Below are 16,694 nucleotides of genomic sequence, written 5' to 3'. Positions count from 1 at the left end.
AATCCAGCACCTTTGATATTCCGCAAGGGAAACCATTATTCTCAGGAAGCAAAAATGGAATTACTTCATATTGGCTATTTCGGCGACAGTGCCTGCGGTAAATTATTAACCGACGAAATCCGGGAATACGGCCATCAGGTTAGCTTTATCAGTCTCGAACACCGTCCAACCGAAAAGCTCGACCTTATTATCACCACTGAAAATAACGCTGAAACAATACGACGACTGCAACAGCAGGGAAAAAATCTGCTGACGCTCGCAACCAATAAAAAAAATATTAACGACATTGACACCCTGCAAAACCAAGAACACTTTTCTCTGTACTTTAGCTCCGCCGGCCAGGCCGCTTATCTGTGCGATGCGCTGTCGGATATGGCCGCTGACGCCCAACTTCCCCTGCTGCAGGAAAGGCTTGTCGACATTGTGGTCGAGCTGTCACGTGGCGGTATACCGCCGGTACAAGAACTTCCCTACCGCTTGGCGCGTAAATACTATGCCGAATCACCGACGCGCATGCGCGAATTGACCGCATTGCTGATGGAACGTCTTGGCGATCAGATGCAGGGACGTTGCGGCAGCGATCTCTGCCATCTCACCTGGCAACCCGGCGCCGACTTCCATACGGTGCCGGTAGCGGACATCACGTCCCCCGCACAGCTGCAACATTTCTTCTTTAATGAAACCGGCGCGCTCAAACAGGGACGCTACGCCCAGCCACGAGTGATGGTCGACGTAGCGGCTTGCGGTGACGGCACTCAGCTTACCCTGTATGGCGACGACATGCGTTTCAACGCGTTCACCGACTATCTTGACGCGCTATTGGCAGATCCGGCCGATCCCGTCGCCGCGCCCATTGTTACTCAACCTCACACGTTACATCGCCTGAGCCAATTCAACGCAACCGACGATGCCGAGCTCCTGGCGCACGACGTCATCGCTTTGTTCCGCCACGCCGCCGCCGCTCATCCGCAACAGGCCGCGCTGCATGCCGATGGCCAGACATACAGCTATGGAGAAATCGATCGCGCCTCGGATCAGTTTGCCTGTTGGCTGCTTGAACACAGCGGCGCCGCCAGTTCGGTCGTCGCCGTCTCGATGGACAAGTCAGCGACGCTGCTGATCGTGCTGTTGGGGATACTGAAAAGCAATAAAACCTATGTACTGCTCGACCCGCAGGCGCCAGCGGCACGCAATCAAAGCATTCTTGACGACGTACAGCCCGCGCTGATTTTGGCCGACTCGCCATTGCACTCCGGCGACGCGCCGTGCATTGCGCCATCAAGCATTGATTACCGTTCGCTGAACATCCATGCGGAGCAACTCCCTCAATCGCGAGACGCTCTGGCTTACGTCTGCTATACCTCCGGGACGACAGGCAAGCCCAAAGGCGTCATGATCGGGCGTGAAGGCCTGAGCAACGTGGCGCAAAACCACCGCGATTTCATTGGACTGGCGCAAGGCAGCCGCGTGCTGGCCATCGCCTCGCTGGGTTTCGACGCCTTCGGCTGGGACGTCTATGGCGCGTTAGTCAGCGGCGCGACGCTTTATCTTGCGCCCTCGGAGCTGCATACCGATGTCGGCGCGCTGCACGACTATCTGACTCAACACGATATCGGCCATATCACTATTACGCCGGCAATTCTGGAATTGTTGCCCCGCGAAATGTGGCCGGGACTGCGGACGATGATCGTCATGGGAGACGCCCCGCCTGCGGACGTCGTCGCCTGGTGGGCCGAGCGCACCCGATTGTGCAACGGTTACGGGCCGACCGAGGCTTCCATTGCCACTTCGCTGTGCGAGTATCGTCCCGGCGTTCCCTGGAACTGCATTGGCAAACCGCTGAAAAACTACCGTTGCCACATCCTTGATCTCCACCATAATCCACTGCCGGTCGGTTTTGAGGGCGAACTGTGCATCGCCGGCAGCGGCCTGGCGCACGGTTACCTGCATCAAGAGGCGCTGAGCGCAGAGAAGTTCATTATCTGTCGGCTGCCGTATATGGCGGCCGAAGAGCGTCTTTATCGAACCGGCGACATCGCCAAATGGGACGAACAGGGCAACATTATTTTCGTCGGCCGCCGTGATCACCAGGTGAAGATACGCGGAGTGCGCATCGAGATGGGAGAAGTGGAAAGCGCCGTCCGCAGTCATCCACTGGTTGAAAGCGCCTGCGTGGTCGCTCGCAGCCAGCCCTCGGGCAAAATTCTCGCCGCCTTCGTGCAACCCGCTTCGCCTGAGCTGACGATCGACGCGCTGCGTCACGCGTTGGTCACACTGCTCCACCCCGCCGCGATCCCCAGCGTCTTTATTTTCTTGCCGGCGCTGCCGCTGACCATCAATGGCAAGATCGCCCGCCAACAGTTGGAAAACTGGCCACTGGATGAGCGGAATGAGCGCCTGACGCCGCCGGAAACCGAAACGGAGGCCATTCTCGAGCGCATCGTGGCCAACGCGATCGGCTGTCCGCAAGCCGACGTCACCCTGGAGTTCATCAACCTGGGCGCGCACTCGCTGACAATGAGCAAAATCGTCGCGCTCGTCGCACGCGATCTTTGCTGCCACCTGAGCATCGCCGATCTGTTCCGCCACAATACGGTGCGCAAACTGGCCGAATATATCGAGAATAAGGCCGTTGCCGCAGAGCGCGCCATCGCGATCTGCGACGAACGCCGCGCGCCGCTCAGCCCACAGCAGAACCTGCTTTGGTACCTGAGCGCATTGAATCCTGACGATTGCAGTTACAACCTGCCGCTGGCGATAGACATCCAGGGCCCGCTTGATCTGGGGCGCTTTGAGCAGGCGATCAATTTTATTTATGAAAAACATGAAAGCCTGCGCACTCGTTTCAGCGAAACCGACGGTGTCGCCTATCAGTTGGCAGAACCGCATACCCCGATTCGCCTTGCCGATCACTGGGTGGACGGCCAAACGCTGTCGGCAGAAAAGTGGGTGCGCCAACTGTGTGCCACGCCTTTCGACATCACCGCTCGCCCGCCGCTGGTGCTTCGGCTGGTCCAGTATCATCAGCAGCACCATGTTTTGATTTGGGTAAAACACAACATTATTACCGACGCCTGGAGCGAACAACTGATCCTTAACGATCTGTGGCAGCGCTATAACGAGCTTGACGATCACCACGGCTTGGACGCACCGCAACCGCAGATTCAAACTATCGACATCGTCAATAGCGGCATCGCGTCACCTGCGCCGGCGGATGTCGCTTATTGGCAACAGCAACTGCAAGACTGCCGCGAACTGGACTTCCCGCTGGATAAACCGCGCCCGCTGATGCCGACGCACGCCGGAGAGCGCATCCATTATCAGCTGCAGCCTGACGTGGCCGGTCTGCTGGCGTCACGAGGCAAAGCGCTGGGCGCCACGCCTTTCGCCTTGCTCTGCGCGGCATTAAGTTTGCTGCTCAGCCGTTATACCCAGCAGCAGGATATTGTCATCGGCACCGCCATCGCAGCGCGGGATAACCTGGATCAGGCGCAGGTCAGCGGCTTCCACGTCAATACCGTACCGCTGCGTATCCGACTGAGCGAACAGGACACTCTGGCCGGACTGATCGGTAACATGATGGAAACCTGCATCGGCGCCTACCAGCATCAGCAGCTCTCCTTCGACCGGATCTTGCACCAGATCGAATACGAACGGATGTCGAACAAAAATCCGTTATTCCAGATCATGGCTATCCTGCAGAACGCCGGTGACGTATGCCAACAAAACCTGCGCGATTGCACGCTGCATCGCTTGCCGCTTTCGTCCGGCTTCTCGATGTTCGATATGACCTGGAACTTCAGTGTGGAACAGGACGCCGTCGCCATCGAGCTCGATTACGCCAGCGAACTGTTTTATCCCGCCAGCATGCAAATGCTGTTGGACAACTATCAGCAAACGCTGCGGCAACTGCTCACCCTGCCGGCCAATACGGCGCAGCTTGCCCTCAACCCGCTATGCGAACGGGAACAACATTGGCTGCAACAGTTGGCCGTCAACGCCGACGCAGGTTCACGTGACTCGTTGCTGATGCACATTGGCCGGTTGGCACATACTCAGCCTGACAGCCTCGCCGTCAGCTGCGAACGGCAACAGTACAGCTACCGTCAGCTGTGGGCGCAGTCTGAGCGCGTCGCACATGCATTGCTGCGCATCGACAGCCGGCCTTTCTCGGTCGGCGTCATGATGGAGAAAAGTTGCCACGTCGCCGTGCTCCTGCTCGGCGTGCTGAGAGCCGGCAAACACTACGTGCCGATTGACGTACACTACCCGGCCGACCGCGTGAGCTACATGATCGAGAACGCGCAAGCCCGGTTGCTGGTGACCGATGGTGAGCCAGAGCAAGGTTGGGCCAGTCCCGCCGTCGGTTTCGACTCGCTGGTTTCTCATCCTGCAGCGGCCGACGCGTTGCCGATCCCAGCCGACGATGCGCTGGCCTACATCATGTACACCTCAGGCTCAACCGGTAACCCCAAAGGGGTGATGATCACGCACGGCAACCTGAACAATTTCACCAACGACTTCGTCGGACGGCTGGCGCTGAGCGCGCGCGATAAGGTGCTCAGCCTGACCAGCATCAGTTTCGATATTTTTGGGTTGGAACTTTTCTGCTCGCTCGCCGGCGGCGCGCACGTCACGCTGTGTCCACGAGAAACCGCCATGGATCCGGTCAAGCTGTATCACTTTATCGAGCGACAGCAGCCCAGCGTGATTCAAGCGACACCTACCGTCTGGAGTACCATCGCCCACCATCTGCCGGCGGCGAGCCAACGCCCCCTGACCGTGCTATGCGGCGGCGAGAAGATGCCGGCGGCCCTATTGACGCAATTGCGACGCATCGCGACACGGGTGCTGCAGGTGTATGGCCCGACGGAAACCACCATCTGGTCGACCTGCGCCGATCTGACTCACGAAGGCGCAAGCGACTGTATCGGCACGCCGATCCAGAAGACTGAGGTTCTGGTCATGGATCAGGCCGGCAACCCGCTGCCAAGCGGCGCATTTGGTGAGCTGTGGCTGGGCGGCGCAGGGGTATCGCCGGGGTATTGGCGCAACCCGACGCTGAGCGATAAGGTCTTTCTACGGCGTCAGGCGTTCGGCGCCGAGCGCTATATGTACCGCACCGGCGACATTGTGCGTTTTAATCGACAGGGGCAGCTGGAGTATCTCGGCCGGAACGATCACCAGGTCAAAATTCGCGGCCACCGTATTGAGTTGAGCGAAATCGATCTCAGTCTATCGTCCCTCGACAATATCGAGCGGTCACTCAGTTTAATTGTCGGTGAAGGCCAGCAGGCCCGCATCGTCAGCTACCTGCAGTTAACGCCGGGCGAAGAGCTGAATGAAAAAGCGGTACGCACGGCGCTGAAAGCCCGTTTGCCGAATATCATGATCCCGTCCGGTTTTGTGGTGCTGTCGGCCTTCCCGCTCACCAACAACAACAAAATCGACATTCGTCGGCTGCCAGCGCCGGAAACCCGCTACTCGGCTTCCGAAGCGGACTACACGCCTGCGGCCAACGAGGCGGAAAGCGCCATGCAGCATATCTGGCAACAAGTATTGTCGCAGACGCAGATCAGCGTCTGCGACAGCTTCTTCAGCCTGGGTGGAAATTCACTGCAGATCCCGCAGCTGCTGCACGCCATTCGTCAACAGATGGGCGTCTCGCTGACTATCCGCGAATTCATCATGCACAGCCAGATCCGCGAACTTACCGCTCTGGCCTTGAGCAAAACTGCCGAGGTCGCCGATGAAACGCATTGAGGTGTACCACCAAGGGCGTTGTCATCACCTTGACCACCGAGAGCCGCTGCGGCTCTCGGCCAGGCTGGACTTCGCCGATAACTCAACCAACCTTTATGGTGTGGCCCCCGCCGACTCGGCGCCGCTGAGTTACGGTGATACCGTCGCCAGCGTGCGTCATGGCGGGGTCTGCAACGCCGAGCGCATCAGCCTGGTGCCGCACTGCCATGGTACGCACACCGAATGCATCGGCCATATTCTTCCTGAAACGCACAACGTGGCTGATTTGCCGCTTGAACCGTTCATCGCCGCCACCCTGATTCGCGTCAGGCCGCAGCGAGCGGACGCGACCGCGGAAAGCTATAACGCCAGCGCTGTCTGCGAAGACTGGCTGATTACCCGGGCGGCGCTCGATGACGCATTGGCGCCGTTGTCGGGCGACTACCTGCAGGCTTTGGTGATTGCGATCGAGGCGCCGAGCGAATTCCGCACCGCGTCCTGCGCGCCCTACTTCAGCCATCAAGCCTTGGCGCGCATCGTCGAACTCGGCGTCCAGCATCTGTTGGTGGACATTCCGTCGATCGACCGACTATACGACGGCGGACGCATGGACAACCATCGCCGTTTTTGGGGGCTTGAGGCCCCCGACAGGCCGCAAGAAGGGCGCAAATACGCCTCCGTGACCGAGCTGATTCAGGTTCCCGCGCAGGCCACGGCGGGACACTATTTTCTGACCATTCAACTGCCGGATCTGAGCGGGGATGCCCTTCCCAGCCGGCCCATCTTATTTTCGTTTTCTACAGGGAAAGTGACATCATGAATTACGCCAGCTATCTGCAGCTAAACCAGCTGCTGTCGCTGCAACAGCCAGCCTCGCCGTCTGCGGAACACCGCAATGAAAACTTGTTTATCATCACTCATCAAACCTACGAGCTCTGGTTCAAGCAGCTGATCGATGAGCTTCATCTGGCGATCGCGCAGATCGAAGAAGGAGATATACCGGCGGCGATCGAAACGATGACGCGCGTCAATGCCATTACCCAAACCGTGGTGAATCAGATCGCCGTGATTTGCACGCTGAAGTTTCACGAATTCCAGCGTTTTCGCAGCTATCTCGGCACCGCCAGCGGTTTTCAATCCTACCAGTTCGCCGGCATAGAAGCGCTGCTCGGCAAGGAAAATCCGAAAAAACTACAGCAGTATCAGGGTGATGAAGAGGCACAGCGCCGATTGGCGGCTATCATCCAACCGGTTTCACTATGGCAGGCAATACGCGGCCATCTGATGCGTCTCAATGACCAGCCCAATCAGGCGGCGCGGGGCTTCGACGACATCATCAGGCAATCGCTGACGCGTTCGAGCTGCGAGTCGCTGCTGCTCAATCAACTGCTGGATTTGGATTCACTGCTGCAGGAGTGGCGTTACCGCCATGTGAAACTGGTGGAACGTACTATCGGGCAGCGGAAAGGTACCGGAGGTTCATCGGGTTCGGACTATCTGAAATCTACGCTGTTCACGCCGATCTTCGATGAATTGTGGAACGCCATCAACTGAATGCGTTCCTTAACGCCAAGGAAGCTCAGGCTTCCTTGGCCTCCTGAAAATACGGATTTCGCCATGCATTGCACCCACTTCCCCAACGCCCCACGCAGCTTGAAACCGCTGACGCCAGGGCGCCAGGGCAGCCTGCGGCTGATCGCTTTTCCTCATGCCGGCGCCGGCGCCACTGCCTTTCAGGGGTGGAGCCCCTCGTTGCATCAGGACATCGAACTCTATGCCGTGCAATACCCCGGTCGAGAGGAGCGGGCAAACGAAGCGCCGCTCTGTCACCCCCAATCACTCATCAATCAACTGATGCCGGCACTGCAGCCACTGCAGGACAAACCGCTGATCTTTTTCGGCCACAGTCTTGGCGGACGGGTTGCGCTGGCGTTAGCGACGGCGCTGCCTCAGCCGCCGCTGCAGTTGATCATTTCCGCCAGTTCATCGCCCTTCCTGGCGCGCCACAGTGCGTTGCTGAGAATGCCGCGTGCCGCTTTGTTGAACGCGCTATGTGCCGGCGAGGGTCTGGATGCGTCGCTCATCGGCGACAGCGCGCTGCTCGATTACTATCTGCCGCTGATCCGTGCCGATCTGATGCTGTCCAGCCAATTGCTTTTTCCTGAGCAGCCGGGTTACCCCGCCCCGCTGGCGATGTTTTATGGTGAAAACGACGAGCTGATCGATCGGCAGGATTTGCTCGACTGGCGCCGGATCGCGCAAGGCGATTTTCAGCAGCGCACTTTTACCGGCGGACATATGTATATCACCACGCAGCGCGACGCCGTGATAGCCGGCATTCACCAGTTGCTGGCAGGCCACCTGAGTGAACCAGCCAGCATATAGCCGTCAGGCGTTTTCACTCTCAGGCATCGCCAGACGACGCTCGTTGTGCACCACCCGCCACGCCAACAGCAGCACGCAGAGGCTGCAGAGCGACAGCACGGCGCCCAGGTGCTGCGAAAGCCCCGCCAACACCAAGCCACCGCCGAGCATCAGGTAATACATCAGGCCAAGGATGGCGCCGGCGGTGCCCATGCAGTCTTTATAATGGCGCAGCGCGCGCGCCAGAATATTGGGAATGGCGATGCCGTACGCCATCACCACCAGCATCATCGGCAGAACGAACCACAAGCTCCCTTCCAGCAGCAGTACCAGCAGGCCGCCGATCAGCGATAATCCGCAGGCCAGCATCAACAGTGCGGGGAACAACCAGTGCTTACCGATCAAAAACTTGTTGATCGCCGCGCCGATGCCCACCCCGGCCGCCAACACCAAACCGGTATAACCGAACCACTGCGCCGGCAGCGCCAACGCCGAGAAGTGGAATGGCGCCAGCTGGTAATAGCTGAACATGCAAATATTGAACAACGCCACCAACAGCGCGCTGAGCCAAATATCCCCGTCCTTGACCATCCGTCCCAGCGTGCCGAAAAATGAATTCTTCACCACCTGTTGCGGACGCGTCTCCGGCAGTTGCCAACCGGCATAGCCCAGCAACAGCGCCGCCAACAGCGCCAAACCGCCGAACACCCCCTGATAGCCCCAATAGTGAGTCAGCACTGCGCCGCTCAACACGCCAACCGCCGGGCTGATCGCCATGGCGATCCCCATCACCGAGAACACCCGCGCCAATTCATAACCGTCGAAGCGATCGCGAATCGCCGTTTGCGTCCCGACCGAACCGACCGCCGCGCCAAAGGCGGCCAGCACCCGCGCGGCCAGCAGCACGCTGAAGCTGCCGCTGAACAGCGCAACGAGAGAAGCCAGCAGATAGAGCGTCAGCCCGGCCAAAATGGTGGGACGGCGTCCGATGACGTCGCACATCCGCCCCCATACCACCACGCCCAGCGCAAAGGCGAAAAAGTAGCAAGAGAGCGTTTGCGCCGCCATCTCCGCACTGACCCGGAAACCGTGCGCAATATGCGTCAATGCCGGGCTATAGATGGTCTCCACCACCTGGGGAAACATCATCATCGACGTCGCCAACGTCAGCGTCAGTTTACGTTGCATAACAGATCCTGTAGCCAAGAATAGGCTGCACAAGGTAGCATCTGGTCCTATCGCCGATTACAATATAAAAGACAATAAATTTACAAAATCGGACAGACTATGGCGTGGCTTCAGGCGCAGGACAGTTTTAATCCGGATACGCTCGACAACGAGGTGCTCGGGATCGCCGCCGAACTGGCGCAGCACGACTCGGGCACGCATTGGCATGACAGGGGGCAGTTGCTGTTCTGTCAGCAAGGCAGCATGCGCATCACGCTCAACCAAAGCATCTGTATGCTGCCGCCGGGCAGAGTCGCCTGGATCCCGCCGCAGGTGGCTCACCGCGTTCAGGTCAACGGCGTCGTCGGCTACCGTTCGCTTTATCTCGACGCCGATCGCTATGCCTGTCTGCCTGCGCAGCTTGCCGTACTGACAGCCTCGCCGCTGCTGCGCGAGGTGTTGGAACGCATCGCGTTCGCCGCCTTCGACACCGACTGGCAGCATGGGCCTTACGCCAATATTCTGGCGGTCTGCCTGGACGAGATCGCCGCCGCGCCGCGCGAACTGACGCTGCTGCCGCTGCCCAGCGACCGCCGCCTGCGCCATCTGGCCAATCTGGACATGCTTCCGCCGCTGCACGAGCTATCGCGCTATAGCGGCGCTTCCGAGAAAACCATCAGCCGGATTTTCCGCCGTGAAACCGGGCTCGGTTATCAACAATGGCGTCAGCAATGGCGCCTGATCAAAGCGATAGAGATGCTGGCCGCAGGGCTGAGCCAATCCGACGTCGCCGGTCGGCTGGCGTTTTCCAGCGACAGCGCCTTCGCCACTTTTTTCAAGAATATGGCGGGCTGCCCGCCGAGGGCGTATATGGAGAGAAGAAAGTAAGACGCCGTTTAAAACGGCAACGCTGACAAAAGGCGTTGATTCAGAGGAGAAAAGCGACGACGGGAACGGCGCCCCGCGACAAGCGAGAGCGCCGTTCCGCGACGCTTCTAGCGATACACGATTTCGCCCTTCGGTTCGTAAGCCGCCGCATCCAGCGGCGAGTGTTTCTCGATGTATTGCTTCAGCACCTCGGCGTCGATAAAGCCGGTGTTGACGTAGCTCGGCAGCCCGTCCAGCTTCGGATAGCCGTCGCCGCCCAGCGCGTTGAAGTTCAGCGTCGCCATGCGGTAAGTTTTATCCGCCTGCAGCGGCTGGCCGTTGATCTTCACCTCGCTGACGCCCTTGCCGTCCGCCACCAGGCTGACGTTGGCGAACTGGGCGTAGGCGCCGGAATCCGGCTTCATGTTGGCCACTACCGCCAGGTACTGCTCAACCTCGCTGCCTTTCATATCGACATGCACCAGAGTGTTGCCGAACGGCTGCACCTTGAGCACATTCTTGTAGGTGATATCGCCGCTTTCAATCGAATCGCGCACCCCGCCGCCGCTCATCACGGCGAAGTCGGCGTCGGCGCGCTCCCTCTGCGCGGCCAGCATCACCCGCGCCAGGTTGGTCTGCACGAAGCGCACCTTGCTGCGGTCGCCTTCAAGCTTGCCGTTGACGCTGCCGATCTTCACGTCCAACTGCGCCTTGCCCTTATCCTGGAACGGCGTAAGCAGCTTCATCATGGCCGGATCTTCCGCAATCTGCCGGGTGTAGTACACCCGCTCGCTGGTGCCGTCCGCTTTCTCCACTTTCTTCTTCAGGTTCACCGGGATCAGCTGATAATGCACCAGCTTCAGCTCGCCGTTGCGGAATTCGAAGTCGGCGCGCCCCACGTATTTGCCCCACTCGTGCGCCTGCACGATCCAGGTGCCGTTCTGGCGATCCGGCGAGCACGGCGTGCCCGGCACATAATCCGCCTGTTTGCGGTTGTCGCCGGCCATGCACACCGGATCCTGCGAGTGGCCGCCGACGATCATGTCGAGATATCCGGCCGGCAGGCTGCGCGCCATTTCTACGTCGCCCGGCGCGTTAGAGCCGTGTTCGCCGTTGTCATAGTGCCCCATGTGGGTGGCGGCGATAATCACGTCCGGCTTCTCGTCCTTACGCAGTTGCTCCACCACCTGCTTCGCCTCCTGCGCCGGCACGCGGAACTCCATGTCGGTGAAGTACTCCGGGTTGCCTATTTTGGCGGTGTCGTCGGTCGTCAGGCCGATCACGGCAATCTTGATACCCTGTTTGTCGAACAGGGCATAAGGCTTGAACAGGCGCTGGCCGGTGCTTTTCTGATAAATGTTGGCGGACAGCAGCGGGAAGGTCGCCCACTTCTCCTGCTGGCGCAGCACGCTCAGCGGGTTGTCGAATTCGTGGTTACCGATCGCCATCGCGTCGTAACCCACCAGGTTCATGCCGCGGAAGTCCGGCTCGGCGTCCTGCAGATCCGATTCCGGCACGCCGGTATTGATATCGCCGCCGGACAACAACAGCAGGCTGCCGCCCTGCGCCGCCACTTCCTGACGAATGCCGTCCACCAGCGTTTTCTGCGCGCCCAGGCCATATTCGCCGTGATCGTTCTGCCAGAAGTGACCATGATGATCGTTGGTATGCAGAATGGTGATGGCGTAGGTCTTATCCTTTTCCCAGGCGCTGGCGGCCCCCGACAGCAGCGTCAGGGATACGGCCAACGCGCATGCGGTGGTTTTCAGCGAAAAACGCATGGCGGATCTCCGTGTATTAAATGGCTTTTATGATGAGGGCGAAATTGTAGCGCGAATTAATGACAGCTGATTTCAATTTTTTGCGATGTGAGTCTGATTATTTCAGATATGGTAAAAATTGAACGCCCTGCCTAAGATGTCATCTCTGTGCTCAACAACTTATCAGGCTAATAATAATATGACCGACAGTAGCCAAAGCGCGATGCCGCCCGCCAAGGGCAGTACGGTAAAGAGGACCGCTTTCTCCATCCTCGGCGCCATCAGCGTGTCTCACCTGCTCAACGATATGATCCAGTCGCTGATCCTGGCGATTTACCCGATCCTGCAAGCCGATTTCCATCTCAGCTTCGTGCAGATCGGCATGATTACCCTGACCTATCAGCTAACGGCTTCGCTGCTGCAACCGCTGATCGGCTATTACACCGATAAACACCCGCAGCCTTACTCGCTGCCGATCGGCATGGGCTTTACCCTGTCCGGCCTGCTGCTGCTGTCGGTGGCGAGCACCTTCCCGCTGGTGCTGCTGGCGGCGGCGCTGGTGGGCACCGGCTCATCGGTCTTCCACCCGGAATCCTCGCGCGTGGCGCGCATGGCCTCCGGCGGGCGGCACGGCCTGGCGCAGTCGCTCTTCCAGGTCGGCGGCAACTTCGGCAGCTCGCTCGGCCCGCTGCTGGCGGCGCTGATCATCGCGCCTTACGGCAAGGGCAACGTCGCCTGGTTCTCGCTGGCGGCGCTGCTGGCGATCGTGGTGTTGCTGCAGGTCAGCAAGTGGTATCAACATCAGCATCGGGCAACTAAAGGGCAGCCGAAAAGCCCGTCGCTGCTGAAACCGCTGCCAAAACGTACCGTGGCCTACTCACTGGGCATCCTGCTGGTGCTGATTTTCTCCAAATACTTCTATCTGGCCAGCATCAGCAGCTATTACACCTTTTATCTGATACATAAGTTCGGTGTTTCGGTGCAGAATGCCCAAATTCACCTGTTCGCCTTCCTGTTTGCGGTAGCAGCAGGCACCATTATCGGCGGGCCTCTTGGCGACAAGATAGGGCGTAAATACGTGATTTGGGGCTCTATTCTCGGCGCTGCGCCGTTTACCCTTGTTTTACCCTATGCATCCCTCTATTGGACCGGCATTTTGACGGTGATCATCGGGGTTATTCTCGCCTCGGCGTTCTCCGCCATTCTGGTCTACGCTCAGGAGCTGATCCCCGGTAAAGTGGGCATGGTTTCCGGCTTATTCTTCGGTTTTGCTTTCGGTATGGGCGGGTTAGGTGCGGCAGTTCTTGGTTATGTCGCCGATTTGACCAGTATCGAACTGGTCTACCAAATCTGTGCTTTCCTGCCACTGATCGGCATTATTACTGTGCTACTGCCCAATATGGAGCATAAACCACAATAACCCCGCGAACCGCCCGGATGAAATTATTTATTCATCCGGGTTATCCTACGGATAAATCAGTGTTATTTGGTTTATCTGTCCCAAAACCCCCTCATTGCCACACCTTAAGTGAAATCCTCTGCTTTTTTACAAAAAAGGCCAAATTAGCCAAGCAAGCCGCGAACAAATGCAATAAACTAAATGTATCTTTTCGTAACTTTGTTGCGTTTCTCCCGTGCCGCGATGCATAGCCAGAAGGAGTATGGATGCATAATTCAACACCGCTCATCACCACCATCGTCGGAGGGTTAGTACTCGCCTTCCTCCTCGGCATGCTGGCGAACCGCCTGCGCATCTCCCCTCTGGTGGGGTATCTGGCCGCAGGGGTGCTCGCCGGCCCGTTCACCCCCGGTTTCGTCGCCGACACCTCACTGGCGCCGGAACTGGCGGAAATCGGCGTTATCCTGTTGATGTTCGGTGTTGGCCTGCACTTCTCTTTGAAAGACCTCCTCGCAGTAAAATCTATCGCCATTCCCGGCGCCGTGGCGCAGATAGCCGTCGCTACCCTGCTCGGCATGGGGCTGTCCAAGCTGCTCGGCTGGGATCTGATCTCCGGTCTGGTGTTCGGCCTCTGCCTCTCCACCGCCAGCACCGTGGTGCTGCTGCGCGCCCTGGAGGAACGGCAACTGATCGACAGCCAGCGCGGGCAAATCGCCATCGGCTGGCTGATCGTCGAAGATTTGGCGATGGTGCTGACGCTGGTATTGTTGCCGGCCTTCGGCAATATGCTGGGCAATGACAACGCCAGCAGCAGCCAGCTGCTGATGGAGCTGGCGCTGACCATCGGTAAAGTCATCGCCTTCATCGCGCTGATGATCGTGGTCGGCCGCCGCCTGGTGCCGTGGATCCTGTCGAAAACCGCCAGCACCGGCTCGCGCGAGCTGTTCACCCTGGCGGTATTGGCGCTGGCGCTCGGCATCGCCTACGGCGCGGTGAAGCTGTTCGACGTCTCCTTTGCGCTGGGCGCCTTCTTCGCCGGCATGGTGCTGAACGAGTCCGAGCTGAGCCACCGCGCGGCGCACGACACCCTGCCGCTGCGCGACGCGTTCGCGGTGCTGTTCTTCGTCTCGGTCGGCATGCTGTTCGATCCGATGATCGTGATTAACGAACCGCTGGCGGTGCTGGCGACGCTGGCGATCATCGTGTTCGGCAAATCCGCCGCCGCGTTCCTGCTGGTGAAAATGTTCGGTCACTCCAAGCGCACCGCGCTGACCATTTCCGCCAGCCTGGCGCAGATCGGCGAGTTCGCCTTTATTTTGGCGGGCCTCGGCATCGCGCTCGGCATGATGTCGGAGCACGGCCGCAATCTGGTGCTGGCCGGCGCCATTCTGTCCATCATGCTCAACCCGCTGTTGTTCACCCTGCTGGAACGCTATCTGGCCAAAACCGAAACCATCGAAGAGCAAATCCTCGAAGAGGCGGTGGAAGAAGAGAAACAGATCCCGGTGGATATGTGCAATCACGCGCTTGTGGTCGGCTACGGCCGCGTCGGCAGCCTGCTGGGCGGCAAACTGGCCGAGGCGGGCATTCCGCTGGTGGTGATCGAGAATTCCCGCCCGCGGGTGGAAGCGTTGCGCGAACAGGGTATCAAGACGGTGCTGGGCAACGCCGCCAATCCGGAAGTGATGGATCTGGCTAGGCTCGACTGCGCGCGCTGGCTGCTGCTGACCATCCCGAATGGTTACGAGGCCGGCGAGATCGTCGCCTCGGCGCGCGCCAAGCGGCCGAATATCGAGATCATCGCCCGCGCCCACTACGACGATGAAGTGGCCTACATCACCGATCGCGGCGCCAATCAGGTGGTCATGGGCGAACGCGAGATCGCCAACAGCATGCTGAACATCCTGCAGCTGGACACCCTGAGCGAAGAAGAAAAAATGGGCGGCTGCCCGATCTGAGGCACCGCGCATGAAAAAAGGTCCGGCATTGCCGGACCTTTTCTTTTTCAGCGGGTTAACGCTCCCAGTAGGACTCTTCCAGGCTGTCTTCCCGCTCCGGCAGGCCGCGCGTGAGGCGCGGCGAATGCTGGTTCAACACCTGGTAGCTGACGCGGTTGGCGTATTTGCACACCTGCGCCAGGGAGGAGTAGGTCAGGTAACTGCGCACATGCTTGCTGGAGTTCGGCACGTTGTGGCGGTGATAGCCGTTGGCGGCGATATCGTGCAGCAACGCCGACAGCGCGCCGTCGCCGGCGCCGTTGGTGTTCATGATCTTCTCCGGCCCGCCCATATACGGCGCGATATGCGAATAAACGCGCAGCGGATTTTCACAGTGCTCGCGGCGCATGGCGCGGCTGAACTCGTAGCGGTTGAACTCGGCGATATGCCCCGGCAGCAGCGGGTGCTGGGTCTGGCGCTTATTGGCTTCTTCGGTGTAGCCCGCCATATACAGGCCATTCGGCCCGGCGGTGCACAGCACCAGATCCACCCACTCCAGCGCCATGTCCGAGGCGGTCAGCGGATCGCTCAGCCCGGTCAGCTCCAGCGCTTCGTCTTCGTTCATCGCCAGAATCGTCACATTTTCCTTCAGGAAGTCGCGCCACCACTGCGGGTTGTCGGCAATGACGTACTTGGTGCCCAGGGTCAGCACCACCGGCACATCGTGTTTTTTGGCGTACTCGATCGCCTGCAGGGTAGCGTCCTTTATCGGCTCCCCTTCCTTGCAGCGCACCAGGTAAGAACTCAGCACCAGCGCCGACGCGCCGGCGATCACCTCTTCAGGAATGCTTTCCGGGCGCAGCTGGTTCATCTGGCCGGGGTTGATGGCGAAGGTGCGCTCGCCGCTTTCGCCGATCAGCGTGAAACAGCGGCCGATGGCGCCATCAACGCCCTGCAAATAGTTAAGATCGGTGCGGCTGGAGGTATTGCACAGATAACGGTAGGCGTAGCTGCCGATTTTCACGTTGCTGCACATCACGCCGAGCAGCACCGAACGATCGTCCGCCAGCACCGAATAGTTGTGCATGGTATTGCCGATGGTGCCGCCGGCGAACTGATGGGTGACCAGGTTGTTTTCATTCAGTTCCTGATACAGCGCCTCGGCGACGTCGTCTTCGATCACCAAAGAGTGGCCCAGGCTCAGGCCGTAACGCTGGACAAAAGCATCGTCCACTTTTGCCTCGATATCCACCAGCGTCTGGTCGATGCCGACAATATACGAGGTGCTGATTTCACTTTCGGGCTGGGCCTGCTGCAGAAGCGGATCGCGGGCGCTCACCGGAAAATAGTGTTTGGACTTGCGTTTACCAGGAAATTTCATGTGATTGGCGGTGGTGACGGTTTAACAAGCGGAGAATGTTAACACATCCCCGCCCGATCACGATGCACCTAATAGAC

At 59.2% G+C, this 16,694-nt stretch carries 10 protein-coding genes; 7 read left to right on the top strand and 3 right to left on the bottom strand.

What is annotated here, in order from left to right; genetic code table 11:
• Positions 1–54: 54 nt before the first annotated feature.
• The 4 genes from MMS95_RS04570 (at position 55) to MMS95_RS04555 (ending at position 8,127) form a co-directional block, all read left to right on the top strand.
• Positions 55–5,763 carry a non-ribosomal peptide synthetase gene (locus MMS95_RS04570; protein WP_156865263.1) on the top strand — a complete coding sequence of 1,903 codons (5,709 nt, stop codon included), beginning with the start codon at positions 55–57 and terminating at the stop codon, positions 5,761–5,763.
• Positions 5,750–6,562 carry a cyclase family protein gene (locus tag MMS95_RS04565; protein WP_242141420.1) on the top strand — a complete coding sequence of 271 codons (813 nt, stop codon included), beginning with the start codon at positions 5,750–5,752 and terminating at the stop codon, positions 6,560–6,562. Before MMS95_RS04570 ends, MMS95_RS04565 begins: the two co-directional genes overlap by 14 nt.
• On the top strand, positions 6,559–7,296 hold the full coding sequence (locus MMS95_RS04560) for a tryptophan 2,3-dioxygenase family protein (RefSeq protein WP_033633975.1): 738 nt from the start codon (positions 6,559–6,561) through the stop codon (positions 7,294–7,296). Before MMS95_RS04565 ends, MMS95_RS04560 begins: the two co-directional genes overlap by 4 nt.
• 99 nt (positions 7,297–7,395) lie before the next feature.
• Positions 7,396–8,127: an alpha/beta fold hydrolase gene (locus MMS95_RS04555; RefSeq protein WP_242141419.1), complete on the top strand. Its 732-nt coding sequence runs from the start codon at positions 7,396–7,398 to the stop codon at positions 8,125–8,127.
• Positions 8,128–8,130: 3 nt separating this feature from the next.
• Here MMS95_RS04555 and MMS95_RS04550 read toward each other — a convergent pair whose 3' ends face one another.
• On the bottom strand, positions 8,131–9,294 hold the full coding sequence (locus MMS95_RS04550; protein WP_033633977.1) for a multidrug effflux MFS transporter: 1,164 nt from the start codon (positions 9,292–9,294) through the stop codon (positions 8,131–8,133).
• 99 nt (positions 9,295–9,393) lie between these two features.
• Between MMS95_RS04550 and MMS95_RS04545 the strand changes: the two genes are divergently transcribed.
• The gene (locus MMS95_RS04545; RefSeq protein ID WP_033633978.1) at positions 9,394–10,161 is read left to right on the top strand and encodes a helix-turn-helix transcriptional regulator; all 768 of its coding nucleotides are present in this window, start codon (positions 9,394–9,396) and stop codon (positions 10,159–10,161) included.
• Positions 10,162–10,268: 107 nt separating this feature from the next.
• Here the strand turns inward: MMS95_RS04545 and ushA are convergent, their stop codons facing one another.
• A complete protein-coding gene (gene ushA / locus MMS95_RS04540) occupies positions 10,269–11,921 on the bottom strand; it encodes a bifunctional UDP-sugar hydrolase/5'-nucleotidase UshA (RefSeq protein ID WP_048322353.1) in 1,653 nt (550 codons plus the stop codon).
• A gap of 178 nt (positions 11,922–12,099) precedes the next feature.
• On the opposite strand from ushA, the gene MMS95_RS04535 reads away from it, so the two are divergent.
• Entirely contained in the window at positions 12,100–13,320 is a 1,221-nt protein-coding gene (locus MMS95_RS04535) for an MFS transporter (protein ID WP_242141418.1), read from the top strand.
• A gap of 245 nt (positions 13,321–13,565) precedes the next feature.
• On the top strand, positions 13,566–15,257 hold the full coding sequence (gene ybaL / locus MMS95_RS04530; protein ID WP_004940247.1) for a YbaL family putative K(+) efflux transporter: 1,692 nt from the start codon (positions 13,566–13,568) through the stop codon (positions 15,255–15,257).
• A 55-nt stretch (positions 15,258–15,312) separates the two neighbouring features.
• Here the strand turns inward: ybaL and MMS95_RS04525 are convergent, their stop codons facing one another.
• Positions 15,313–16,617, bottom strand: coding sequence for an inosine/guanosine kinase (locus MMS95_RS04525; protein ID WP_004940249.1), 1,305 nt, complete (start codon positions 16,615–16,617; stop codon positions 15,313–15,315).
• Positions 16,618–16,694 lie beyond the last annotated feature (77 nt).

The sequence above is a fragment of the Serratia sp. PGPR-27 genome, from assembly GCF_022678525.1.
Taxonomy (GTDB): Bacteria; Pseudomonadota; Gammaproteobacteria; order Enterobacterales; family Enterobacteriaceae; genus Serratia; species Serratia nematodiphila.
The sequence above is the reverse complement of the archived record's forward strand: the minus strand, read 5'-3'. Positions and strand labels throughout refer to the sequence as shown.

Excerpts from the sequence above, each read along its gene's own strand:
- MMS95_RS04570 (WP_156865263.1), top strand. The coding sequence starts at position 55 with ATGGAATTACTTCATATTGGCTATTTCGGCGACAGTGCCTGCGGTAAA.
- MMS95_RS04565 (WP_242141420.1), top strand. The coding sequence starts at position 5,750 with ATGAAACGCATTGAGGTGTACCACCAAGGGCGTTGTCATCACCTTGAC.
- MMS95_RS04560 (WP_033633975.1), top strand. The coding sequence starts at position 6,559 with ATGAATTACGCCAGCTATCTGCAGCTAAACCAGCTGCTGTCGCTGCAA.
- MMS95_RS04550 (WP_033633977.1), bottom strand. The coding sequence starts at position 9,294 with ATGCAACGTAAACTGACGCTGACGTTGGCGACGTCGATGATGATGTTT.
- MMS95_RS04545 (WP_033633978.1), top strand. The coding sequence starts at position 9,394 with ATGGCGTGGCTTCAGGCGCAGGACAGTTTTAATCCGGATACGCTCGAC.
- ushA (WP_048322353.1), bottom strand. The coding sequence starts at position 11,921 with ATGCGTTTTTCGCTGAAAACCACCGCATGCGCGTTGGCCGTATCCCTG.
- MMS95_RS04535 (WP_242141418.1), top strand. The coding sequence starts at position 12,100 with ATGACCGACAGTAGCCAAAGCGCGATGCCGCCCGCCAAGGGCAGTACG.
- ybaL (WP_004940247.1), top strand. The coding sequence starts at position 13,566 with ATGCATAATTCAACACCGCTCATCACCACCATCGTCGGAGGGTTAGTA.
- MMS95_RS04525 (WP_004940249.1), bottom strand. The coding sequence starts at position 16,617 with ATGAAATTTCCTGGTAAACGCAAGTCCAAACACTATTTTCCGGTGAGC.